The sequence below is a fragment of the Serratia bockelmannii genome (assembly GCF_051803255.1).
GTDB classification, from domain to species: Bacteria; Pseudomonadota; Gammaproteobacteria; order Enterobacterales; family Enterobacteriaceae; genus Serratia; species Serratia bockelmannii.
The window spans coordinates 2,327,092-2,350,604 of record NZ_CP196512.1 but is presented as its reverse complement, the minus strand read 5'-3'; the positions used below and the strand labels follow the sequence as shown (position 1 = coordinate 2,350,604).

Below are 23,513 nucleotides of genomic sequence, written 5' to 3'. Positions count from 1 at the left end.
CGATGACTCGATGGTTACAACGACTCCGCCACGCGCTGCTGCTCTCCTTGCTGATGACCGGCGCGGCCGCCTGGGCCGCCCCGCTGACGCTGGCGAGCAAGAACTTTACCGAACAGCGCATTCTGTCGGCAATCACCGTGCAATACCTGCGGACCAAAGGTTTTCAGGTCGAACCCAAGACCAATCTGGCCACGGTGATCACCCGCAACGCGATGATCAACAAACAGATCGACATGACCTGGGAATACACCGGCACCTCGCTGATCATCTTTAACCACATCAATAAGCGCATGTCGCCGCAGGAAACCTACGACACGGTGAAAAAGCTCGACGCCAAACTCGGGCTGGTTTGGCTGCAGCCGGCGGACATGAACAACACCTACGCCTTCGCCATGCAGCGACAGCGCGCGGAAAAAGAGCAGATCCGCACGATGTCGCAGCTGGTGGCCAAAGTGGAGCAGGTGCGTAAAACCGACCCTAAACACAACTGGCTGCTGGGGCTGGATCTGGAGTTCGCCGGCCGCTCGGACGGCCTGAAGCCGATGCAGGCGCTGTACGACATGCCGCTCGATCGCCCGCAAATCCGCCAAATGGACCCCGGCCTGGTCTACAACGCCATCCGCGACGGCTTCGTCGATGCCGGGCTGGTGTACACCACCGACGGCCGGGTGAAAGGCTTCGATCTGCAGGTGCTCGAAGACGACAAGGGCTATTTCCCGAGCTATGCGGTCACGCCGGTGGTGCGCGCCGAGGTGTTGCAAAACACGCCGGGGCTGGAAGCGGCGCTGAACACGCTGTCGAAACAGTTCAACAATCAGGTGATCACCGAGCTGAACGCTAAGGTGGATATCGACTACCAGACGCCGCAACAGGTCGCCGATGCGTTCCTCAAGCAGCGCGGCCTGATTTAGGGAGGCATGTGATGAATACTGTACTTTACGCCTGGCAAAACTGGGCCTATATCGCCGGCTTGACGCTGGAGCACCTGCTGCTGGTCGGCGTCGCCGTCGGCCTGGCGATCCTGATCGGCGTGCCGCTCGGCGTGCTGATCGTCCGCCACAAATGGCTGGCGACGCCGGTGCTGAGCCTAGCCACGCTGGTGCTCACCGTGCCCTCCATCGCCCTGTTCGGGCTGATGATCCCGCTGTTTTCCTTAATCGGCCACGGTATCGGCTACGTCCCGGCGATCACCGCGGTGTTCCTCTACTCGCTGCTGCCGATCGTGCGCAACACCCACACCGCGCTCGACAACCTGCCCGGCGGGCTGCGCGAAGCCGGCCGCGGCATCGGCATGACGTTCTGGCAACGCCTGCGCTGGGTAGAGATCCCGGTGGCGCTGCCGGTGATTTTCGGCGGCATTCGCACCGCCGTGGTGATGAATATCGGCGTGATGGCGATCGCCGCGGTGATCGGCGCCGGCGGTCTCGGCCTGCTGCTGCTCAACGGCATCAGCAGCAGCGACATCCGCCAGTTGATTACCGGCGCCGTGATGATCAGCCTGCTGGCGATCGTCCTCGATTGGTTATTGCACCGCTTGCAAATTGCGCTAACGCCCAAGGGGATCCGTTCATGATTAAATTGGAAAATCTGACCAAACAGTTCATGCAGAAGAACGGCACGCCGTTCAACGCCGTCGACAACATCAATCTGGACGTGCCGGAAGGCGAAATCTGCGTGCTGCTCGGCCCTTCCGGCTGCGGCAAAACCACCACGCTCAAGATGATCAACCGCCTGATCGAACCCACCGGCGGCACCATTCTGATCAATGGCGAAGACACCAGCGTGCTGGATACCGTCAGCCTGCGCCGCAAAATCGGCTACGTCATCCAGCAGATCGGTCTGTTCCCCAACATGACCATCGAGGAGAACATCACCGTAGTGCCGCGCATGCTGGGTTGGGACAAAAAACGCTGCCACGATCGCGCCGAGGAGCTGATGAGCATGGTGGCGCTGGATCCCAAGCGCTTTTTGCACCGCTACCCGAAAGAGATGTCCGGCGGGCAGCAACAGCGCATCGGCGTGATCCGCGCGCTGGCCGCCGATCCGCCGGTGCTGCTGATGGATGAGCCCTTCGGCGCGGTAGACCCGATCAACCGCGAAACCATCCAGAACGAGTTTCTCGACATGCAGCGCCAGCTGAAAAAGACCGTGATGCTGGTCAGCCACGACATCGACGAAGCGCTGAAGCTCGGCGATCGCATCGCGGTGTTCCGCCAGGGCAAAATCGTGCAGAACGCCAGCGCCGATGAGCTGCTGGCGCGCCCGGCGAACGACTTCGTCGCGTCCTTTGTCGGCCAGGATCGCACGCTGAAGCGCCTGCTGTTGGTGCAGGCCGGCGACGTGGCCGATCAACAGGAAACGGTGACGGTGCGCCGGGAGACGCCGCTAGTGGAGGCGTTCGGTCTGATGGACGATATCGACGCCCGCTCGGTGACGGTGGTGGATGCCGACGGCAAACCGTTGGGATACGTCAAACGCCGTGAGGCGCGCGGCGCGCCCGGGGTCTGCGCCGACAGCCTGCACCGTTTCCGCGTCACCGCCCGTGCGGAGGAGAACCTGCGCGTGGTGCTGTCGAAACTGTACGAGCACAACACCTCCTGGATGCCGATCGTCGATGAAGACGGCCGCTACAGCGGCGAAATCTCGCAGGATTATATCGCCGACTACCTCAGCTCCGGCCGCACGCGCCGGGTGTTGACGCCGCAATAACCCCCGCCGGGGCGCTCGCCGCCCCGCCTAAGCCGCAGTTTGCTAAAGATTCACTGGTCATCGGCCGGAGCGCCAAGCACAATGCGCTGATGACCCTTTGATTTTTCTCACGACGCCGCCCACGCATGAAAAGATTGGTCCACCTGCACCACTATCGCGCCCTGCTGCGCAGCCTGCTTATCGCCGTGTTTATCGGCGTCGCCGCCGCCCTGGCGGTGTGGCTGTTCCACCGTTCGATGATTGGCCTCGAGTGGCTGCTGCTCGGCAATGCCGACGGCAGCCTGGTGGCCGCCGCCGCCGCGCTGCCCGGCTGGCGACGCGCGCTGACGCCCGCGCTGGGCGGTCTGGCGGCGGGCCTGCTGCTGTATATTCACCAGCGCTACCGCCACCAGCGTCCGGCTGCGCCCACCGACTATATGGAAGCGATTGAGACCGGTAACGGCAAGCTGGATACCGGCGCCAGTCTGGTGAAGTGTCTGGCGTCGCTGCTGGTGGTGTCGAGCGGCAGCGCCATCGGCCGCGAAGGCGCGATGATCCTGCTGGCGGCGCTGGTGGGCTCGTTGTTTGCCCAGCGTTTTACGCACGAGAAAGAATGGAAACTGTGGGTGGCCTGCGCTGCCGCCGCCGGGATGGCTAGCGCCTATCATGCGCCGCTGGCGGGCAGCCTGTTTATCGCCGAGATCCTGTTCGGCACCCTGATGCTGGCCTCGCTCGGCCCGGTGGTGATCGCCGCAGTGAGCGCCCTGCTGATGACCAACCTGCTCAACGGCGGTCAGGCGCCGCTCTATCTGGTGACGCCACTCGCGGCCCCCCTGCCGACGCAATATCTGCTGATGGCGCTGGTCGGCGTGGTGGCCGGCGCCGGCGGGCCGCTGTTTTTATGGCTGATGACCGCCACCGGCCGCGCGTTCCGATCGCTGCGGTTGAAGCCGCCGTTGCAGCTGGCGTTGGGCGGCCTGATCGTCGGGCTGCTTTCGCTGCTGTTCCCACAGGTGTGGGGCAACGGTTACAGCGTGGTACAGGCGCTGCTGATTGCGCCACCGGGGGTGTTGCTGCTGGGGGCGATCCTGGTATGTAAACTGTTGGCAATCCTTGCCAGCAGCGGGTCGGGCGCACCCGGCGGGGTCTTCACCCCGACGCTGTTCGTCGGCGCCGCGCTCGGCTCGATCATCGGTCAGCTGTTTGGCCTGTGGCCGGGCATGGATGCGGCGGTGCCGCTGCTGCTGGCGCTGACCGGCATGGCTACCCTGCTGGCCGCCACCACCCATGCGCCGATCATGGCGGCGCTGATGGTGTTTGAAATGACCGGCGAATACGCGCTGCTGCCCGGCATTCTGCTGGCCTGCGTGATCGCCACCACCGTGTCGCGCGGCCTGCGACCGGTGTCGGTGTACCACACGGCGCCGCCGCCCAAACGCGAGGCTTAGAACTCACCCTGCTGCAATATTTTCCTGAACTGCGGGCACTGCAGGTGCTCGGGTTCAGGACAATCGACCATGTGCCGCAGCCCATCGCGCACCTGCATCAGGCGCTGGATATGGCGATCAAGCTCATCCGCCCGCGCCGCCAGCAGCCCGCGATCGATCGCGATTTGGCCCCGTTCGTCAAACAAGGCACTCATCTCATCCAACGTAAAGCCGGCCAGGCGTGCGAGCGCAATCAGCCGCAGTTGATCGAGCACCCCGGCGGCGTATTGACGGCGCAAACCGTGGCGGCCTATCGACGCAATCAGCCCCTTTTTCTCGTAATGCCGCAGCGCAGAAGGCGCGACTCCGCTCAGGCGCGCCACCGCGCCGATATCCAGTTCTTTTGCCATTGACTTGAAGCCGACTTTAAGTTGCACACTGTGCGCACATTATCACGTCACTGAGTTAAGGACACCCGTATGACCCCCGATATGTTAGTGCGCATCCTGTTAACCGGCGCCGGCGCCACCCTCTGCATGGATTTGTGGGCGTTGCTGCTGAAGCGGCGCTTCGGCATCCCTTCCCTCGATTACGCGCTGGTGGGCCGCTGGTTTCTCGGCATGTTCGACGGCCGCTGGTTTCACGCCACCATCGTCACGGCGCCGCCGCGCCAGGGTGAGAGAAAAATCGGCTGGATACTGCACTACGCCATCGGCTTGGCGTTCGCCTTTATCCCGCTCGGTTTGGCGGGCATCGAGTGGTATGCGGCGCCGGAACCGCGCATCGCGCTGTTGAGCGGCTGGCTAAGCCTGGCGGCGCCGTTTCTGGTGATGCAGCCCGCGCTGGGCTTTGGCGTGGCGGCGGCGAAAACCGCCAATCCGCGCAGAGCGCGGCTCCTCAGCCTGCTCACCCACACGGTGTATGGGCTGGGCCTGTTGATCGCCGCCCGATTGTTGGCGACGTTCTGTGCCTGAATGGGCTACAGCAACGTGGAAATATCGAGGTAGTGCGCCAGTTCGCGCTGCTCCGCGCGCGGCAGATACGGAATTTCACCCAGCAGCGGCGCGGAAATGCGCTGCTGCAGCGCCGTGATGGTTTCGGCGTAGTGCGCCAACCCCGGATTGATGCGGTTGGCCACCCAGCCCAGCAGCGGCAGGCCGTCGTTGATGATCGACTGCGCGGTCAGCAGCGCGTGGCTGACGCAGCCCAGCTTGATGCCCACCACCAGCACCACCGGCAGTTGCTCCTGCACCACCCATTCGGCGTACGGCCGCAGATCGTTCATCAGCACGCGCCAGCCGCCGCTGCCCTCCACCACCACCGTATCGGCTTTGGCGGACAGATCCCGCAGGCCGCTGCTCATCAGGCCATAGTTGATATCCTCGGTCGCATGCGCGTGAAACACCTCATCCAGACAAGTGATGGGGTTGATCTCCTCGTAGGACAGCGGCAAGGTTGAAGATGCCTGCAACACCAAAGCGTCTTTATTGCGGATGCCCTCGCTGGTTTCCTGGCAGCGCGCGGCGATCGGCTTGTAGCCGGCCACTGAACGGCCTTCGGCGGCCAGAGCCTGCATCAACCCGCGGGAAACCACGGTTTTACCGACGTCGGTATCCGTGCCTGTCACAAATAAACGCTTCAACATGAATAAAATGCCCCAGAATGCCCCGTTAACAATGTGTCGCCGCATCGGCGGCGAAGAAGTCTTTCGGAAAAATTCTAGGGGATGCTGCCACGTAGGGGCTTGAGGTAGCTCAATCTTTTGCGGGATTAATAAGAAGTTCTGATGTTAGCCTTGCAGCAATTGCACCAGCAGCGAACCGTTGTACAGCGCCTCTTTCACCAGCGCGGCGCCGGGCATGGTGCCCTTATTGAAGAACTGCGTGGATTCGACCTTGACCTGCTCGCTGTAGGCCGGCAGCGCCTGCTGGCGAATGCAGGACGCGATGGCCGGGTGCAGGATCTCCGCCGCGCGGTTGAGCGGCGAGCCCACCAGGATCTTCTCCGGATTGAACAGGTTGACCATGATCGCCAGAATGCGCCCCACGCTGTGGCCGACGCCGAGAATGATGTCCCGCGCCAGCTGATCGCCCGCCAGCGCGGCGTCGCACAGCGATTCAACGGTCAGCGGCGCGCCGTGCAGGCTGGAGCTCATCGAACCGCTCAGCCGCTGCTGGGCGATCTCCAGGATGTTCTCGATGCTGGCTACGGTTTCAAGGCAGCCGTGGTTGCCGCAATAGCAGCGTTTGCCGTACGGATCGACCTGGGTGTGGCCGATCTCCACCACGCTGTGGCTGCCGGCGTGCAGCACGTGGCCGCCGGTGATCACCCCGGCGCCGACGTTGTGGTCGATCACCACCTGAATCACGTTCTGGCTGCCGCGCGAGGCGCCATACAGCGCCTCGGCCATGGTCCAGGCGCTGATGTCATGCTGCAGGTAAACCGGCAGGCCGGTGCGGGTTTCCAGCGCCGGGCCGAGCGGCATCTCCAGCACGTCGTAAAACGGCATGCGGTGCACCACGCCGGACTGCACGTCGATCATGCCCGGCAGCGTGATGGCGATCGCCGTCAGCCGCTCCAGCTTGCTTTGGTGGCGGATAAAGAATTGGTCGACTTCGGTCAGGATGCGTTTCAGCAGCGGTTCAGGGTGTTCGGCCGCCAGCGGCAGCAACTCCTCCACCACCAGTTTGCTGCTGAGATCGCGTAGCGCCAGCGTGATGCTGCCGCGGCTGATACGGGCGGAAAGGTAATGCCAAGCCTCGGTGTCCAGCACCAGCCCCACCGCCGGGCGGCCCCGGCTGCCGATTTCCTGGTACTCGGTTTCCTTGACCAGATGGGCTTCCAGCAGTTCGCGCACGATCTTGGTGATGCTGGCGGGCGCCAGCTGTGCGCGTTTTGACAGTTCGATACGCGAAATCGGGCCCAGCTGATCGATTAGCCGATAAACCGCCCCCGCATTGGTCTGCTTGATTTGATCGATATGCCCAGGCTGCCCAACCGCAATCACAAACCGGCTCCTACTATTTTTCGCGCTTCTAAATAAAGACTAGGGGTTATGGTGGGGCTTTTGTCATACAGCGTCAACTATTTGATTCGTTATGTGATTTGCTGCACAAATTCCTCGCAATTTCAGCGTGAATTGATTTTTATTTGCCCAACCTCAACGTCATTTCAGCATCAACGCCATCAGCGCCTGCGCCGCGGCGGTCAGCGGCCGGCGGCGGTGATGAACCAGCCAAACTTCGGTGGTGGCGTCCGGCTCCGCCAGCGGCAAATAGCGCACGCCGTCCACTCGCACTCGGGCGAATGACGCTGGCAAAATCGACACCCCCAACCCGGCGGAGACCAGCCCGATGATGGTCATCGCTTCCCCCACTTCCTGGGTGATATAGGGAGTAATGCCGGCCTTGCCGAGCAGCAGCAGAATTTCGTCATACAGCGCGGTGCCCACTTCGCGCGAGAAGAACACGAACGGCTCCTGCGCCAGGTGTTGAAAACGCAGCGCGCCGCCGGGCGTTTCCGCCAGCGGATGCCCCTCCGGCACCACCGCCACCAGCGGTTCGCGCAGCAACAGCTGATAGTGCAGCGCTTCCGGCAGCCGCGTGTTGCGCATCACCCCCAGATCCAGCTCACCGTTCAACAGCGGTTCGATCTGCTGTTTGGTGTTGATTTCGCGCATTTTGATATGCACCTGCGGGGATTGCTGACGAAAGGTGCGCAGGCTGCGCGCCACCACGCCGATAAAGGGCGCGGAAGAGGTAAAGCCGATGGTCATTTCCCCCAGTTCGCCACGATCCAGACGCGCCGCCTTTTCCGCCGCGCGCCCGACCTGATCGAGCACCTGGTAGGCTTCTTTGAGGAACATTTCCCCGGCCTGGGTCAAACTGACGTTGCGGTTGTTGCGCGCCAGCAGCCGCGCGCCGACCATCTCTTCCAGCGCCTGGATTTGCTGGCTGAGCGGTGGCTGGGAGATCCGCAACCGCTCGGCGGCACGGCCAAAATGCAGCTCTTCCGCCACGGCAATAAAGTAACGCAGGTGTCTCAGCTCGATATTCATATTTAAAACGTCTTAATTTGAATTATTAATATATTAGACAAAAAATTCGCCACTCCCTATCATTTTGTTATCTGCAAAGTGTCTGTTTATCTCCCCGAAGTTCGGTAAGGAAACGCTGTGACAACCCCTGTGCGTTCTGCGGCCGTGATGCCGTCGACGCTGGCCGCCAACGATGACGCGGCCGCTGCGCCAAACGTAAAACGTTCCACCCTCAACAACAAACTCCCCTATATCGAACGCGGCACGCCGCAGTTTATGCGCGTAACGCTGGCGCTGTTTTCCGCCGGGCTGGCAACCTTCGCGCTGCTCTACTGCGTGCAGCCGATCCTGCCGGTGCTGTCGCAAGACTTCGGCGTATCGCCGGCGGAAAGCAGCCTGTCGCTTTCGGTCTCTACCGGCCTGCTGGCGATCGGCCTGATGTTCACCGGGCCGCTGTCAGACGCCATCGGCCGTAAATCGGTGATGGTGGTAGCGCTGCTGCTGGCGGCGGTCTGCACGCTGATCTGCGCCTTTATGACCAGTTGGCACGGCATTTTGCTGATGCGAGCGCTGATCGGCCTGTCGCTGAGCGGCGTGGCGGCGGTCGGCATGACCTATCTCAGCGAAGAGATCCATCCCAGCTTCGTCGCCTTCTCTATGGGGCTGTACATCAGCGGCAACTCGATCGGCGGCATGAGCGGCCGCCTGGTGACCGGGGTATTGACCGACTTCTTCTCCTGGCGCGTATCGCTCGGGGTCATCGGCCTGTTCGCCCTCGCCGCCGCCTGCATGTTCTGGCGTATCCTGCCTGCCTCGCGGCATTTTCGCGCCAGCTCGCTGCGCCCGCGCACCCTGCTGATCAACTTCAAGCTGCATTGGCACGATAAGGGCCTGCCGCTGCTGTTCGCGGAAGGTTTCCTGCTGATGGGCAGCTTCGTCACCCTGTTCAACTATATCGGCTATCGCCTGCTGGCGGATCCTTACCACCTGAGCCAGGCGATTGTCGGCCTGCTGTCGGTGGTGTACCTCACCGGTTCCTACAGCTCGCCCAAGGCCGGCGCGCTCACCTCACGCTTCGGACGTGGCCCGGTGCTGCTGGCGTCAATCGTGATTATGCTGATCGGGATCCTGATTACCGCGCTACCGCAGGTGCCGGCGATCTTTATCGGCATGATGCTGTTCACCGCCGGTTTCTTCGCCGCCCACTCGGTGGCCAGCAGCTGGATTGGCCGCCGTGCGCGCCGCGCCAAAGGCCAGGCGTCGTCGCTGTATCTGTTCTGCTATTACGTCGGCTCCAGCGTGGCCGGCACCCTCGGCGGCGTGTTCTGGCACAGCTTTGGCTGGAATGGCGTAGCGGCGTTTATCAGCCTGATGCTGTTGCTGGCGCTGCTGGTGGTGCATTACCTGAAACGCCTGCCGGAAGCCGCTCGTCTTTGAAAAGAAAAAGCCGCGGCGATTTGCCGCGGCTCGTCCTGCCAGTGCCTGTGGTTATTGACCGGTTTTCCAGCGGGTGCGCAGGTACTCCACGGCCTTATCCGTTTGCGGCTCGGTCAGATAGCGTTGCCGGAACAGGATGGTTCCCCCCATCCCCGGCAGGCTCTCGTTGAGATCCAACTGCCTTTTCAGCTCGGGAACGCCGCCATCGACGGTCCAGGCCGGCTCGCTGGCCGATGGCGTGCCCACTTTATACAGCGCCACCCCGGCATAGAGCCGAACCGGCGTGCCTTTCACCACCTCGGCCCACCAGTTGGCCAGCACGTCGTAGCGGACAATTTCACGATCAAAAGGCCAATACAGCTGTGGTGCGATATAGTCGAGCAGCCCCAGTTTTACCCACTGGCGCGTATCGGCATAGGCCGTATCGTACGATGGCGCCCCTGCCCGCGTCGCCGAGCCGGCAGGATCGTCCGCTTTGTTTCGCCATACGCCCGCCGGGCTGACGCCAAACGCAACCGCGGGTTTCAACGCTTTGACGGTGGCTGAAACCTGTTTTATCAATTGCAGCGTGTTGTCCCTGCGCCAGGCGGCTTTGTCTGCAAACCCTTTGCCGTAGGCGCGATACGTCTTCCCATCATCCAGCGGCGATTGCGGCGTTTCGTAATAGAAATAATCGTCAAATTGAATGCCATCGACATCATAGTTTTTGACTATTTCAGCCACCACGCCAGTGATCCAGTTGCGCACGTCGGGTAAGCCAGGATCGAGCACGAAGCGGTCGTTGGCCGTGCGGATCCAGTCAGGATGCAGCGCATAGACGCTGGCCGGCGGGGACTGCAACGTCTGATTAAGTGCATCAATCGTTTGCTGTCGGGTATTCATGGAAACCCGATAAGGGTTCAGCCAGGCATGCACTTTGATGCCGCGCCGGTGCGCTTCTTGCAGCATAAAGGCCAGCGGATCATAACCCGGATCCTGGCCCACGGTGCCGGTCAAGACCTCAGACCAAGGCAAGATGTCAGAACGCCACAGGGCCGTTCCGTCCGGTTTAACCTGAAAATACACCGTGTTAATCCCGGTTTTCACCATGTCGTCCAGTGCGTCCGTCAGCCCCTGCTGCTGCAGGCGCACCCGCTCTTGCGCCGTTTCCGCTTTCAGGGAGGCCGCCGGCGGCCAGTCCAAGCCAATGACCGTGGCCAGCCAGATGCCCCGCATCGGTGTAACCGGCGGTGTCGGCTGTGCAGGTTTCTCCGGTTCGGGGGGCTTGGCGCATCCGCTCACGCCCAGCATGGCGGCCATCAACAGCCATCCGCCTAGTTTTGTTGCGCCTGTCGGCATAAATATTCTCCTTCCGTGAGTGACGGTTATCCCATGTCGTTTCGTGCAGAGCAAGAAACCGCCCGCTTTCTCAACGCGAGCAAGCTGCCGGCGTCGCCCTTTCTGACGACGCCGGTACTTGTCCCATTACCAGCTCAGCCCAGTCCCGCGAGGGAATGCGATCTTGCCCGTGTTGGTCTCCACATCGTAGTCATGCCAGGTGTTGACCGGCAGTTTTCCGTGCGGTGTGATTTTTCCCGTCAGCACCTGTGCCAGAGATATCATCGAGGGACCGCGCCACACGCCGCTGTCATACCCGTAGTAAGAATAGGTGGCGACGGCCGCCTCCACGTCTGCGGCATAGTTCACGATATCGTAAGGTGCGCGCAGTGAGAGGTGAACGCGCTTTTTCCCCTGTTCGGCGGCGTATTTCAACCAGCCCGGATAAGGGATGCTGTCATTACTCGCTCCGGTTGCGGAGGTAATGACCCCATCCTGTTCAGCAGGCGTAAAGCGGGTCGAAAGCGTGCCGAGCAGGAACACGTCGCAATCGGCAATATGCGCCCTGACCTGAGCATCGCTCAGTTCCGTTTCCTTCGCGGCAACGACGTTCTGGTAGCCTTCCTGTGCCATCACGTTAGCGATGCCTTTGGCCTGCTCACCCCACGGGGTCAGGATAAAATAACGCAGCGCCTTGTCTTTCAACGGCAGCAGGCTGTGACGGTTGATAACCACGGTAATGGAGCGATCGGCAATGCGCTTTTCCAGCTTGTGCGCTGACAACGCGACGTCGTTGGAACAAGGTTTATCGCTATGCCCCATCAGGCCATGGCGTAATTTCAGGCGCAAAATGCGCTCGACCGAAGCATCGATATCGGCCTCGCTGAGATGCCCTGTTTTCACCCGGTCCGCAAGGTAACGAATCAGGTCCGGCAGCAGGTTAGCCTGGGCCGGCGACGCGATGCTGACAGGCATCAGGGCGATATCCACCCCGGCGGCAAAGACGTTTTCAGCCGCCCCCTGTTGGGTGAAGTGCTCAGCAATCGCGCCCATATCCAGCGCGTCTGAAATCGTTACGCCGGCATACCCCAACTCATTGCGCAGGATGCGGGTCTGAATTTCATACGACATGGTGGCCGGCACCGTGATTTTTTCTCCGCTGCGGGTGTCGATCTGGCGGTTATCCAGCGCGGGGTACTGAATATGCGCGGTCATGACCATGTCCGGCGCCGCACAGCGGTCAATGGCCTGTTTGTAAGGCGCGATATCGATGGCAAACGCCTCTTCCCGCGTACGATCGACGCGCGGCAAACCGGTATGCGAGTCGGTGGAGGTGCTGCCATGGCCAGGGAAGTGTTTGTAAGCGGTGATCAGCCCTTGCTGCTTCATCCCCGCAACCATTTTCTCGGCCAGGCGGGACACGGTGTTCTTATCATCGCTGAAGGCGCGAACGTTAATCACCGGGTTGAACGGGTTGGTGTTGACGTCCACGACCGGGGCAAAGTTGGTGTTGATATGCAACGCGCGCATATCCTGGGCCATCAGTTTGCCTTGTTCAACGGCGAGCTGTTTATCCGCACCGCCCTCAATCGCCGCCGCCAGCGCCATATTGCCGGGAAATGAGGCGTAGTCGCCGCGCGGCAACCGGAAAACGTTACCGCCCTCGTTGTCCGTGCCAATAAACAGGCGAATGCCGGCGTGCGTTTTCATCGCGGCATACCAAGCCGTCAACGTGTTGATCTGCTGCTTGTCTTTCAGATTATTGGTAAACAGGATCACCCCGCCCACGTGGTTATCGGCGATCAGCTTGCCAATGGCTTCATCGGGAACGGTCATATCCTGATTGCTGCTACCGTTCCGATCCCAGTAGCGAAAATCCAGCATGATTTTTTGCCCGATCTTCTCTTCCAGCGTCATGTTTTTGACTTTCTGTTTAATATCCACAGTAAACCTCCTGTTAAAGCACCCGTTAATGACAGAAGAAAAGATAACCCCAAGGGCTCATAGCGTCCTGCCATTCTGTTTGTTCCAGCGATTGGACAACGGCAAACGAGAAATGGACTAAACAAAAAATAAACGAGCGGGAAAAAATTCATCCATGAATCAAAACCATAAGAAGACCAGGTTTATTTTCGACAATCACGCTTACCCGCATGTGTGGCAGACGAGCGAGAGAATTCCCCCTGCTACCCGCCCTATTTCCCCCTGGTAAGCCGGGCGGGCAGTTAAGCCGAGTATTTCCCCATCGCCGATGTTGCCCCCAGCCTGCTACTCTCCTATAGTATGTTGTAACTAAAATAGGAGCGTACGATGAGCAGATACGATGTGATTGGCCGAATGAATGCCTGCTTTAACGAACTGGAGCAGGCGCTCGGCGCGTTGCAGCAGCAGATCACCCCGCTGCGCTTGCTGGCAGCGCGGGTGTTCAGCCTGCCGGAGGTTGAAAAAGGCCAGGAACATCAGGCTATCTCGCATATCGCGGTCGAACAGCACGTGGGACAAGCGGCGCGCGATCTGGCGCTGGAGCATTATCAGCGGCTGTTCATCCACCATAACCGGGAGAATGTCAGCAGCAAGGCCGCCGTGCGGCTGCCCGGCGTTATCTGTCTGGCGGTGGAGCAACCGGAGTATCAGGCGCTGCAGGCGCAGCTGGCGCTGATCAACCGCCTGAAGGGCGAACTGGAGCAGATTATCACCGTCGATTCCGGTCTGGCGCCGGAGCAGCGTTTCGAGTTCGTACACACCCATCTGCACGGGCTGATTACCCTCAGCGCCTACCGCACCCTCACCGCCCTGACCAACCCCGACTCGGTGCGCTTCGGCTGGGCCAACAAGCACATCATCAAAAACGTCAAGCGGGACGACATCCTGGCGCAGCTGGAGAAAAGCCTGAAAGCCGGCCGCGCGGTGCCGCCGCACAGCCGTGAACAGTGGGCCGCCCTGGTCAGCCGCGAAATAGACGATGTCAGCCGTCTGCCGCAGTACGCGACGCTGAAAATCAAGCGGCCGGTCAAAGTACAACCTATCGCCCGCGTGTGGTATCAGCAGCAGCAAAAGCAGGTGCAGCACCCCTGCCCGCTGCCGCTGATCGCCCTGTGTCAGGTAGAGAGCGGCGCCGCAGTGCCGAAGATTGGCGAGCTGCTCAACTACGACGTCGACGCGGTGAAACACCGTTACAAACCCGACGCCCGACCGCTGCGGCTGCTGGTGCCGCGCTTGCACCTGTATGCCGATGACGCTACTCGCTGAGGGCATATACTCGCAGGCGATGGCCGTCCGGATCCCGCGCGACGAAGGTGTAACCGAATTCCATCTCGGTCGGCGTTTGCTCGATAGGCAGCCCGAGTTCGCGCCACTGGTTATAGCGCGCTTCGACCTCATGCGGATCCTGGCACAAGAAGCCCAGCTCACCGCCGCCGCCGGTCAACGTGGCAGCGGGTTTTACCCCCTGTTTGGCCCACATCCCCAGCTTGAAGCCGTTGTTGAGCACAAACAGGGCGAAGCCGGGAGAAAGCTCTACCGGCGCCTGTCCCAGTAAACGTTGATAAAAGGCGGCACTGTTCAGCGGATTGTCGACGTAAAGCAGGGTCATGCTGGGAAGGGTCATCGGTCTGTCCTCTGGATGATGGGAACCGGCCGGTTCCCGATAGGCACAGACTAAGGCGCGCGACTGACAGTTTATGGCAGCAGCGTGCCGCTATTGCTCCGCAATGCCCTCGCTGAGGCGCCACTCTTTCAGCAGCCGCCGCCGTCCGCGCGGATAGCGCGGTTCCAACTGCGTGGCGGCCTGGATGCGATCGAGGCGAAAATGACGAAAGGCCTGGCGCAACTCGCACCAGGCGACCAACATCTGGAACTGGTCGAAAAAACCCAGTGCAAAGGGCCACAGCAGGCGTTCGCTGCGCTGCCCCGCCAGGTCAAGATAGTCGATATGCAGCTTGCGCTCGCGGCGGATGGTGTCACGGATCAGCACCCGCAGCTCATCCGCCACCGGCGGCGCCTGAACCGGCGCTATCAACAGCGTGTTGGCCTCAAGCTCCTCCCGCAGTGCCGGCGGCAGCACGTCAGCGATCTTGGCCAGCGCCTGGCCCGCCGCACTCGCCAGCTGACTGTCGCCGTGGCGGCTGACCCAGCGCATCCCCAGCACCAGTGCTTCTGTCTCCGCCTGCGAGAACATCAGCGGCGGTAGCATGAAGCCGGGGCGCAGCACATAACCGACGCCCGCCTCGCCGGCGATCTCCGCCCCCTGCTGCTGCAGCGTGGCGATATCGCGGTACAGCGTGCGCATGCTGATGCCCAGCGTCTGCGCCAGCGCATGGCCCGCCACCGGATAACGGTGGCTGCGCAGCAGCTGCATCAGATCGAGTAAACGTTGTGCGCGCGACATATCACGGCTCCCTGCATAACGCGGTTTGGACAAAATCGGCAAAGGCCCGCGCCTTGGCCGAAACGAAATGGCCGCCGGGGAACACCGCCCACAGCGCCAGCGGCGGCAGTTGCCAGTCCGCTAAGGCCGCAATCGCCGCCCCGCTTTGCAGCTCGTTGCGAAACATGCCTTCGCTGGCGACGGTAGCACCGAAGTCCGCCATCACCAGCTCGCGCACGCACTCCGCCGCGTTGACCCGCATGCGCCCTGGCAGCCGCAGCGTGCGCTGTTCCTCTCCACGGCTGAAGCGCCACTGCTCGCCGCCGCCACGGTGATGGTAAATCACCATCTCATGCTGCAACAGATCTTCCGGCCGCTGCGGCATACCGGCAGCGGCAAAATAGCCGGGCGTGCCGATCACGCATTGCTTTACCTCACCCAGCTTGCGGGCGGTAAAGCCGGAATCCTCCAATTCGCCAATACACAGGGCAATATCGATGCCCTCTTCAATCAGCGACAAATTGCCGTCATCCAGCAGCAGATCGACGTTCAACCGCGGATTGGCGCGCATAAACGCCGTCAAATCAGGCAAGGGAACGATGCGGGCGAACACCGCCGCCGAAGCGACCCGAAGCCGGCCGCTCAGGGTCTCGCCAGCGCTCTGCACCAGCGCTTCGGTCTCCGCCAGCTCGTTAAGGATACGTCGGGTGCGTTGATACAGCTGCTGTCCCGCATCCGTCGGCTGCAGGCCGTGGGTCGAGCGCAGCATCAGGCGCGTGCCGAGCTGCTGTTCCAGCCGCGCCACCGCTTTTGAGACTGCCGGCTGCCCCACGTGCAGCCGCCGCGCTGCCGCGGTAAAGGAACCGCTCTCGTAAACGCAGGCATAGGTTTCGTAATCGGCAAATTTACCCATGACATTCCTTGATGGAATAACGGTTAGCATTTATTGCAGTCTACACGCGCCATTTAGGAATGGGCAAGATGAGCGCTCCCCCTCATTCCCATCAGGAGAACGCATGACACTGCAAGACAAACTCGATGCCTTCAAAGTGGCATTCGAAACCGACCAACTGCCGTTCAAACTCGCGGCGCAAGATCACGCGCTGATGCGTGAGGCGATCCAGGCGCAGATCGCGTCGGGCATTACCGAATGCGCGCTGACGGTCGGCGACGCCGCGCCCGGCTTTATCCTACCGGACAGCGAAAACCGGCCATGCTCTTCCGCGGCGCTGTTGGCGAAGGGCCCACTGGTCATCAGTTTCTATCGCGGGGTCTGGTGCCCTTACTGTACGCTCGATCTGCAGGCGCTGCAGGCCGCACTCCCCGCCATCACGCATCACGGCGCGCAGCTCGTGGCCATTTCACCGCAGAGCGCGGTGCATAACCGCCAGGCCGCGCGCGATCACGATCTCACCTTTCCGCTGCTCAGCGATGCAGGCAATCGCCTGGCGGCTCAATTCGGCCTGCGTTACCGCCTGCCGGACGCGCTGATCGCCCTGTATCAACAGCGGCTCGGCCTCGATCTGGCGCAGTTCAACCAGGATGACAGCTGGACGCTGCCGCTGCCGGCGCGGTTCGTCATTACTCCCGATGGCCGTATTGTCTACGCCGAAGCGCACGCCGATTACACCCGGCGGCCGGAGCCGCAGGCGCTGTTGTCGGTGCTGGAAGGATTAGCATGAAAAGACGGGGCGCAACCGCGCCCCGTTAAGAGATGGTGATGAACGCGGTTACTTCTGCATGCTGCCGACCATCGCTTCCGGCCGCACCCACTCATCGAACTGCGCTTCGGTCAGATAGCCGAGCTTCAGCGCCGCGGCTTTCAACGTCAGCCCTTCCTTGTGCGCTTTCTTGGCGATTTCCGCCGCTTTGTCATAACCGATATGGGTGTTGAGCGCCGTCACCAGCATCAGCGATTCATTCAGCAACTGGGTAATGCGATCGCGGTTCGGTTCGATGCCCACCGCGCAGTGCTCGTTGAAGCCCTGCATACCGTCGGCCAGCAGGCGGATCGACTGCAGGTAGTTGTGGATCACCATCGGGCGGAACACGTTCAGCTCGAAGTTGCCGGAAGCCCCGCCGATGTTCACCGCCACGTCGTTGCCCAGCACCTGCGCGCACAGCATGGTCATCGCTTCACACTGGGTCGGGTTGACTTTGCCCGGCATGATGGAGCTGCCCGGCTCGTTCTCCGGGATCGAGATCTCTCCGATGCCGCAGCGCGGGCCAGACGCCAGCCAGCGCACGTCGTTGGCGATCTTCATCAGCGAAGCCGCCAGCCCTTTCAGCGCGCCATGCCCTTGCACCAGCGCATCGCAGGTCGCCAGCGCTTCGAACTTGTTCGGCGCGGTGACGAACGGCTGATGGGTCAATTCCGCCAGCGCTTTAGCGACGCGCACCGCGTACTCCGGATGGGTATTCAGGCCGGTGCCGACCGCCGTGCCGCCCAGCGCCAGCTCGGCGATGTGCGGAATACTGCCCTCGATGTGTTTCAGATTGTGCGCCAGCATCGCCGCCCAGCCAGAGATTTCCTGCCCCAGGGTCAGCGGCGTGGCGTCCTGCAGGTGGGTGCGGCCGATTTTAACGATGTCGCGGTAGGCTTCGGCCTTGTCGCTCAGCGTCTTGTGCAGCACTTTCAGCTCGGGGATCAGGTGCTCGCGCAGCGCAATCACCGCCGCCACGTGCATCGCGGTGGGAAACACGTCGTTGGAGCTCTGGCTTTTATTGACGTCGTCGTTCGGATGCACCTTGCGCTCTTCACCGCGCACGCCGCCCAGTAGCTCGCTAGCGCGATTGGCCAACACTTCGTTCATGTTCATGTTGGTCTGGGTACCGGAGCCGGTTTGCCAGATGGACAGCGGGAACTGGTCAGCATGACGATCCGCCAGCACTTCGTCGGCGGCGTTGATGATGGCGGCACCCCGCTCGGCCGGCAGCAGCCCCAGATCCACGTTCACCTGCGCGGCGGCGCGCTTGGTCAACGCCAGCGCGTGGATCAGCGCGGTCGGCATCTTTTCGGAGGAAATACGGAAATGTGCCAACGAACGCTGGGTTTGCGCGCCCCACAGCTTGTCGGCCGCGACTTCGATGGGGCCCATAGAGTCTTTTTCGATACGAACGCCTGCCATCATGATCTCCTTAGCATAATTCCTAAAATTGTAGGGTTAGGCCGACGCGCTACCCCCCGTCGGCATGCACTCCCAGTATAGTGACATAATAACTATTCGCATTAAGAGAGTTATCTCACAGCACGTTTCATCTCTTTTACCCATCAATGACGCGGTTATTTTCCGCCGGTTAACCCGCGCCGAAATAAACGGCCGGAAATGAGTCCGGAGAATAAAAATGTGGGTAGCCATTAACGCGGATGACGCGAATTAAAATTATTGATGCGTTGCGCCTGTAAATGATTGAGCTCATCGATACGTTGTTGCTGCAGATGATTGATCTCGTCATAGGCGTCCTGCCGTTCATTATGCCGATACGCCCCGGTCGCCACCGCGCCGGCGGTAAGTGCCAGCGGGTGCGCCACGGGTGCGATCGCGGTGGGAACCGCTACCGGCGCGGGTGCAACGACGATCGGTGCCGGCGCGATCACCACGGCGCGCGGAGCCGCGTAGGGATAGGCGACAATCACCGCCGCCTGAGCTGCGCCGGTGCAAAAGCCCAACAACAACAACAGTTTTTTCATGCAACAGACCTCTTGTTTCGTTAAATCGACTCATTGGCCGTTACGGTAAAGGGGTCTGACGCGCCGGTTTAAGCTCGACGTGTGATCGCCCGGCGCAGCGCGAAAATAATAATAAGGGAATGGCTCAGACGGTAAAAAATAAATTCAGCCGACATAGTATGACATGCTGAAGAATAAATAATGACGCAGGATAAGCGGGCTATCGGCAATAACCCATTCTCCCAAAGAATAATCTTGCGACGGATTTTCTGGGCCGCGTTGAGACCTGCGCACCAATTGAGACGCCGATCGTTATCACGCTATACTTTGGCCCCGTTGCCGGGCGCGACGTTATCCGGCGATGTTTTGATCGCGCCCATGATTTTTCCTGCCGACGCGAGGGTATGATGGTCGTCGGCATAGATTGAGTTAACCGTATAAAATCAGAAGGTTAATTGCCAATAGTGCGGCAGTGACGCAGAAGGACGTTTATCGACATGCAAAAAATGACCAACGCGGTACAGAATTACGCTTGGGGCAGCCACGACGCGCTGACCCGTCTTTACGGCATCGCCAACCCGGATAATCAGCCGATGGCCGAACTGTGGATGGGCGCCCATCCCAAGAGCCCTTCCCGCGTGCCGGGCGCCGACGGTGAACTGCGTTCGCTGCGCGATCTGATCGACGAAGACCAGCCAAAACAGCTGGGCGCCAACGTCGCCAGCCGTTTTGGCGAGTTGCCGTTCCTGTTTAAAGTGCTGTGCGCCGATCAGCCGCTGTCGATCCAGGTCCACCCGAGCAAAGCGGCGGCCGAGGTCGGATTCGCGAAAGAGAACGCCGCCGGCATCCCGCTGAGCGCCGCCGAACGCAACTACAAAGATCCCAATCACAAGCCCGAGCTGGTGTTCGCGCTGACGCCGTTCCTGGCGATGAACGGTTTTCGTGAATTGGCCGATATCGTTTCCCTGCTGCAACCTATCGCCGGCGCGCACCACGATATCGCCGCCTTCCTGCAGCAGCCGGACACCGCCCATCTGTCCACCCTGTTCGCCAGCCTGTTGACGATGAGCGGCGAGCAGAAGTCGCTGGCGCTCGGCGTGCTGAAAGCCGCGCTCAACAACCAGCAGGGTGAACCCTGGGATACCGTGCGGTTCATCGCCGGTTTCTATCCGGACGACAGCGGCCTGTTCTCACCGCTGCTGCTGAACGTGGTGCAGCTCGCGCCGGGCGAAGCGATGTTCCTGTATGCCGAAACGCCGCACGCCTACCTGAAAGGCGTGGCGCTGGAAGTGATGGCCAACTCGGATAACGTGCTGCGTGCCGGCCTGACGCCGAAATTTATCGACGTGCCCGAGCTGCTGGCCAACCTGCAGTTTCGCCCGCAGCCGGCTTCCGGCCTGCTGACCCAACCGGAGCGGCGCGGCAACGAGCTGTTCTTCCCGATCCCGGTGGAAGATTTCGCCTTCTCACTGCACGATTTGACCGCCGCGCCGCAGGCGCTGGCACAGCGGAGCGCGGCTATCGTGTTCTGCGTCAGCGGCGAAGCGACGCTGGAAAAATCCGGGCAGCGCCTGACGCTCAAACCGGGTGAATCCTGCTTTATCGGCGCCTTCGAATCCCCGGTCAACGTCAGCGGCAGCGGCCGCATCGCCCGGGTTTATAACCAACTGGCCTAACCGTTGATAAATTTCAGCAAATTGCTTGCTGAAAGCGAGAGCTGCCCCCACAATTAAACGCCTGCGGGCGTTTTTTGGCGGCCCCTATTTGCCCCTCCCACGCAACGGAGGGTGATAAGAAAAAAGGATGAAACAGAGCTATGAAAAAATCGTTAGTCGCTGTCAGCGTCATTGTCGTTCTTGGCGCAGCATGGACCGGGGCATCCTGGTACACCGGGAAACAGATCGAGCAGCACATGGGCGAAGTCGTCGACAACGCCAACGGCCAACTGAAAGCCTACCTGCCGAAAGCCGGCGTCAAGCTGAGCTATGAAAATTACCAGCGCGGCCTGTTCAGCAGTAAAGTGCGTTATGTGCTGCGTTCCGACGGCACGGATACCAGTGAAAACGCGGCGCTGAAAGCCGGTGAAGAAGTGGCGTTCCTGGAAACCATCGATCACGGTCCGTTCCCGTTCGCGCAGCTGAAAAAATTCAACCTGCTGCCGAGCATGGCGTCGGTGCATACCGAGCTGGAAAACACCCCGGCGGTGAAAGGCCTGTTTGAAACCACCAAAGGCAAATCGCTGTTTACCGCCGATTCGCGCATCTCGTACAGCGGCGATACCGCGTCCACCATCGACTTTATCCCACTGGACTACCAGAAGGATAAGTCTTCGTTGAAATTCAGCGGCGCCACCATTGACGCCGACGTGTCCCGCGATCTGAAAAAATTCGCGCTGGACGCCAATAGCGACACTATCGTGTTCGCCAGCCCGAACGAATTCGGCCAAAACGAGCAGATCACCTTCCAGGGCTTCAACCTGAAAGGCAACAGCAACGAAAGCAAGTTCGGCGTGAAGCTCGGCGATCAGACGATGACCCTGAAACAGTTCAAACTGACGATCGACGGTAAAGACACCGTGGCGTTGGACGGTTTCAATCTGGTGAGCAAGTTCGGCGAGCAAGGCAGCAGCAACATCGGCGGCCAGATCGATTACACCATGGACGCGCTCAAGGTGCAGGGCAACGACTTCGGCGCCGGTAAACTGACGCTGAAAATCGACAACGTCGACGGCAAGGCGCTGAAAGACTTCTCCGACAGCTACAACCGCCAAACCATGGCGCTGCTGCAGCAGGGCGAGAACCTGGATCCGGACGTCTACGAACAGCAGACCTCCGAGATGCTGCAAAAGAACCTGCCGATGCTGCTGAAAGGCAACCCAAGCCTCAGCATCGCCCCGCTGAGCTGGAAAAACAGCAAGGGTGAGAGCCTCTTCACGCTGGATCTGGCGATGACCGATCCGAGCAAGGCCGCCTCCCCGGCACAGTCGCCGGATCAAGTGATCGCTCAGGCGGTCAAAAAGCTGGATCTCAGCCTGACCATTCCGGAAGCGATGGCCACCGAAGTGACCGCGAAGACCGCTCTGTTGCAGGGTTACAATGAGGAAGACGCGCAGAAACTGGCGCAGCAGCAAGTGCAGGGCCTGGCGGCCATGGGCCAGATGTTCAAGCTGACCACCCAGAAAGACGGCGTGATCGCGAGCAAGTTCCACTACGCTGACAATCAGGTTGACCTGAACGGCAACAAGATGTCGCTGCAGGAGTTCATCGGCCAGTTCGCCATGCTGGGCGCCCCGGCGGAAGACGCTGAACCGGCGCAGGAAGCGGAACCCGCTCCGGCACCGGCGCAGTAATCGCCTGAAAGCCTGACAAGGGCCCCCTGCGGGGCCCTTTTTATTTACCCCTGCAGCGCCGCATACACCGCATCGCGGATCTGCTGCGGATAGCGGCCGCACATGCCCTCAAACGCGGTGTTGGTCAGTATCACCACGCTCAGCTGCGCCTGTGGATCAAAGAACCAGCTGTGGCCATAAACGCCGCCCCAGGTCAGCGTGCCGACATGCTGCGGCGTCTGCGCCGCTTCTGCGTCCACCAGCAGCGCGCCGCCGAAACCAAATCCCCAGCCCGGCCCTTGCGTTTGCGCCTGCGCCCCCACATGCGGACTGCGCAGCAACGCCACCGTGTCCGGCTGCAAGATGCCCTGCCCGCCGCTGCGCAACGCTTCCACCAGCTGCAGCACATCGTCGGCATCGCCGACCATGCCCGCGCCGCCGGAAGGATAAGCCTCCGCGTTAAGCGCCCGCGCGGGTGAAAACAGCACCTCGCCCCCCGCCATCTCCTCCGGCAGCGCCACCCGCAGGCCTTCATGCATGCGCTGCGGCCCTTGCGGCGTGTTGTAATACGGCGTCGCCAGGTTCGCGGCATCCGTCGCATGGAACGCCGTATTGCCAAGCCCCAGCGGCTGCGCCACCCATTCGACAAACAGCTGCGGCAGCGGCATGCCCGTCACCCGCTCCAACACCGCGCCAAGCACGTCGATAGCCAGCGAATAATTGAAGCGCTCTCCCGGTTGCGACAGCAACGGTGCCTGCGCCAACAGCCGCAGGTTTTGCTCCAGCGTCAGCGTCGACAGCTCCACGCCGTCCTGGATCCCCAACTGATGGTAAACGCCTGCCGGCGGTTGGTTCAGCCGATAGTCCAGCCCGGCGGTATGACTCAGCAAATGACGGATCTTGATCGTCGGGCGCCGGCCATCCGCCAGCGCCGGGGTAAACCACGGCAGCCAGTCGCTGACCGCATCGTCCAGGCTCAGCTTGCCCCGTTCAATCAGGCGCAGCGCCGCCAGCGTGGTATAGGGTTTGGAAACCGACGACAGCCGAAACTGCGTTTCTCGCCGCATCGGCCGCCGCGCTTCGCGATCGGCATAACCGGCCGCGCCGGCGTAACAAATCTCGCCCTGCCGCGCCACCAGCACCACGCTGCCCACGATGCGCCCTTCGGCCATCGCCTGTTGATCGATCGCCGCGATCCGTTCTGTTAACGCCCGTTGTGTTGCCGACATGATTTTTATCTCGCT

Annotated in this window: 22 protein-coding genes; 10 read left to right on the top strand and 12 right to left on the bottom strand. The window is 61.2% G+C overall.

Annotation, left to right across the window (positions count from 1 at the left end):
* The first annotated feature begins 53 nt into the window (after positions 1–53).
* From ACSJLU_RS11355 to clcB, 4 genes are all read left to right on the top strand, one after another.
* Entirely contained in the window at positions 54–911 is an 858-nt protein-coding gene (locus ACSJLU_RS11355) for a glycine betaine ABC transporter substrate-binding protein (RefSeq protein ID WP_342096364.1), read from the top strand.
* Positions 912–922: 11 nt separating this feature from the next.
* Positions 923–1,573 carry an osmoprotectant ABC transporter permease OsmW gene (gene osmW, locus ACSJLU_RS11350; protein WP_049199194.1) on the top strand — a complete coding sequence of 217 codons (651 nt, stop codon included), beginning with the start codon at positions 923–925 and terminating at the stop codon, positions 1,571–1,573.
* On the top strand, positions 1,570–2,709 hold the full coding sequence (gene osmV, locus ACSJLU_RS11345; RefSeq protein WP_342096230.1) for an osmoprotectant ABC transporter ATP-binding protein OsmV: 1,140 nt from the start codon (positions 1,570–1,572) through the stop codon (positions 2,707–2,709). Before osmW ends, osmV begins: the two co-directional genes overlap by 4 nt.
* Positions 2,710–2,834: 125 nt before the next feature.
* Positions 2,835–4,136 (top strand): voltage-gated ClC-type chloride channel ClcB, encoded by a 1,302-nt coding sequence (clcB, locus tag ACSJLU_RS11340; protein ID WP_182264536.1) that lies wholly within the window; start codon positions 2,835–2,837, stop codon positions 4,134–4,136.
* On the opposite strand, the gene ACSJLU_RS11335 is transcribed toward clcB, so the two are convergent.
* Positions 4,133–4,525, bottom strand: coding sequence for a helix-turn-helix domain-containing protein (locus tag ACSJLU_RS11335; protein WP_043143268.1), 393 nt, complete (start codon positions 4,523–4,525; stop codon positions 4,133–4,135). The two genes, clcB and ACSJLU_RS11335, sit on opposite strands and share 4 nt — an antisense overlap.
* 69 nt (positions 4,526–4,594) lie before the next feature.
* Between ACSJLU_RS11335 and ACSJLU_RS11330 the strand changes: the two genes are divergently transcribed.
* Positions 4,595–5,089: a DUF2938 family protein gene (locus ACSJLU_RS11330; RefSeq protein WP_043143271.1), complete on the top strand. Its 495-nt coding sequence runs from the start codon at positions 4,595–4,597 to the stop codon at positions 5,087–5,089.
* A 5-nt stretch (positions 5,090–5,094) separates the two neighbouring features.
* On the opposite strand, the gene bioD is transcribed toward ACSJLU_RS11330, so the two are convergent.
* From bioD to ACSJLU_RS11315, 3 genes are all read right to left on the bottom strand, one after another.
* On the bottom strand, positions 5,095–5,760 hold the full coding sequence (bioD, locus tag ACSJLU_RS11325) for a dethiobiotin synthase (RefSeq protein WP_025302714.1): 666 nt from the start codon (positions 5,758–5,760) through the stop codon (positions 5,095–5,097).
* A 144-nt stretch (positions 5,761–5,904) separates the two neighbouring features.
* Positions 5,905–7,122, bottom strand: a complete 1,218-nt coding sequence (gene mlc, locus ACSJLU_RS11320) for a sugar metabolism global transcriptional regulator Mlc (protein ID WP_025302713.1) — start codon at positions 7,120–7,122, stop codon at positions 5,905–5,907.
* Positions 7,123–7,281: 159 nt separating this feature from the next.
* Positions 7,282–8,172, bottom strand: coding sequence for a LysR substrate-binding domain-containing protein (locus ACSJLU_RS11315; protein WP_049203481.1), 891 nt, complete (start codon positions 8,170–8,172; stop codon positions 7,282–7,284).
* Between the two features lie 147 nt (positions 8,173–8,319).
* Between ACSJLU_RS11315 and ACSJLU_RS11310 the strand changes: the two genes are divergently transcribed.
* Positions 8,320–9,588 (top strand): MFS transporter, encoded by a 1,269-nt coding sequence (locus ACSJLU_RS11310; protein ID WP_192974108.1) that lies wholly within the window; start codon positions 8,320–8,322, stop codon positions 9,586–9,588.
* 51 nt (positions 9,589–9,639) lie between these two features.
* Here the strand turns inward: ACSJLU_RS11310 and ACSJLU_RS11305 are convergent, their stop codons facing one another.
* Entirely contained in the window at positions 9,640–10,926 is a 1,287-nt protein-coding gene (locus ACSJLU_RS11305) for a glycoside hydrolase family 10 protein (RefSeq protein ID WP_043143274.1), read from the bottom strand.
* Positions 10,927–11,052: 126 nt separating this feature from the next.
* Positions 11,053–12,849 (bottom strand): glycoside hydrolase family 3 protein, encoded by a 1,797-nt coding sequence (locus tag ACSJLU_RS11300; protein ID WP_342096229.1) that lies wholly within the window; start codon positions 12,847–12,849, stop codon positions 11,053–11,055.
* A gap of 366 nt (positions 12,850–13,215) precedes the next feature.
* Between ACSJLU_RS11300 and tus the strand changes: the two genes are divergently transcribed.
* The gene (gene tus / locus ACSJLU_RS11295; RefSeq protein ID WP_342096228.1) at positions 13,216–14,154 is read left to right on the top strand and encodes a DNA replication terminus site-binding protein; all 939 of its coding nucleotides are present in this window, start codon (positions 13,216–13,218) and stop codon (positions 14,152–14,154) included.
* Here tus and ACSJLU_RS11290 read toward each other — a convergent pair.
* From ACSJLU_RS11290 to ACSJLU_RS11280, 3 genes are all read right to left on the bottom strand, one after another.
* Positions 14,144–14,512, bottom strand: coding sequence for a VOC family protein (locus ACSJLU_RS11290; protein WP_025302707.1), 369 nt, complete (start codon positions 14,510–14,512; stop codon positions 14,144–14,146). The two genes, tus and ACSJLU_RS11290, sit on opposite strands and share 11 nt — an antisense overlap.
* 90 nt (positions 14,513–14,602) lie before the next feature.
* Positions 14,603–15,292 carry a helix-turn-helix transcriptional regulator gene (locus ACSJLU_RS11285; RefSeq protein ID WP_380826817.1) on the bottom strand — a complete coding sequence of 230 codons (690 nt, stop codon included), beginning with the start codon at positions 15,290–15,292 and terminating at the stop codon, positions 14,603–14,605.
* Position 15,293: 1 nt separating this feature from the next.
* Complete coding sequence (locus ACSJLU_RS11280; protein ID WP_025302705.1) at positions 15,294–16,184, bottom strand: LysR family transcriptional regulator; 891 nt, start codon at positions 16,182–16,184, stop codon at positions 15,294–15,296.
* Positions 16,185–16,287: 103 nt separating this feature from the next.
* Here ACSJLU_RS11280 and ACSJLU_RS11275 point away from each other — a divergent pair, with 103 nt between their 5' ends.
* On the top strand, positions 16,288–16,953 hold the full coding sequence (locus tag ACSJLU_RS11275; RefSeq protein WP_049203490.1) for a peroxiredoxin-like family protein: 666 nt from the start codon (positions 16,288–16,290) through the stop codon (positions 16,951–16,953).
* A gap of 48 nt (positions 16,954–17,001) precedes the next feature.
* On the opposite strand, the gene fumC is transcribed toward ACSJLU_RS11275, so the two are convergent.
* Together fumC and ACSJLU_RS11265 are read right to left on the bottom strand one after the other, a co-directional pair.
* Positions 17,002–18,399: a class II fumarate hydratase gene (gene fumC, locus ACSJLU_RS11270; protein ID WP_049203492.1), complete on the bottom strand. Its 1,398-nt coding sequence runs from the start codon at positions 18,397–18,399 to the stop codon at positions 17,002–17,004.
* Positions 18,400–18,629: 230 nt separating this feature from the next.
* Entirely contained in the window at positions 18,630–18,962 is a 333-nt protein-coding gene (locus tag ACSJLU_RS11265) for a hypothetical protein (protein ID WP_025302702.1), read from the bottom strand.
* A gap of 476 nt (positions 18,963–19,438) precedes the next feature.
* On the opposite strand from ACSJLU_RS11265, the gene manA reads away from it, so the two are divergent.
* Positions 19,439–20,617, top strand: coding sequence for a mannose-6-phosphate isomerase (manA, locus tag ACSJLU_RS11260; protein WP_025302701.1), 1,179 nt, complete (start codon positions 19,439–19,441; stop codon positions 20,615–20,617).
* 140 nt (positions 20,618–20,757) lie between these two features.
* The gene (locus ACSJLU_RS11255) at positions 20,758–22,290 is read left to right on the top strand and encodes a YdgA family protein (RefSeq protein WP_025302700.1); all 1,533 of its coding nucleotides are present in this window, start codon (positions 20,758–20,760) and stop codon (positions 22,288–22,290) included.
* Positions 22,291–22,334: 44 nt separating this feature from the next.
* On the opposite strand, the gene ACSJLU_RS11250 is transcribed toward ACSJLU_RS11255, so the two are convergent.
* Positions 22,335–23,498 carry a serine hydrolase domain-containing protein gene (locus ACSJLU_RS11250; RefSeq protein ID WP_342096227.1) on the bottom strand — a complete coding sequence of 388 codons (1,164 nt, stop codon included), beginning with the start codon at positions 23,496–23,498 and terminating at the stop codon, positions 22,335–22,337.
* Between the last annotated feature and the right edge of the window lie 15 nt (positions 23,499–23,513).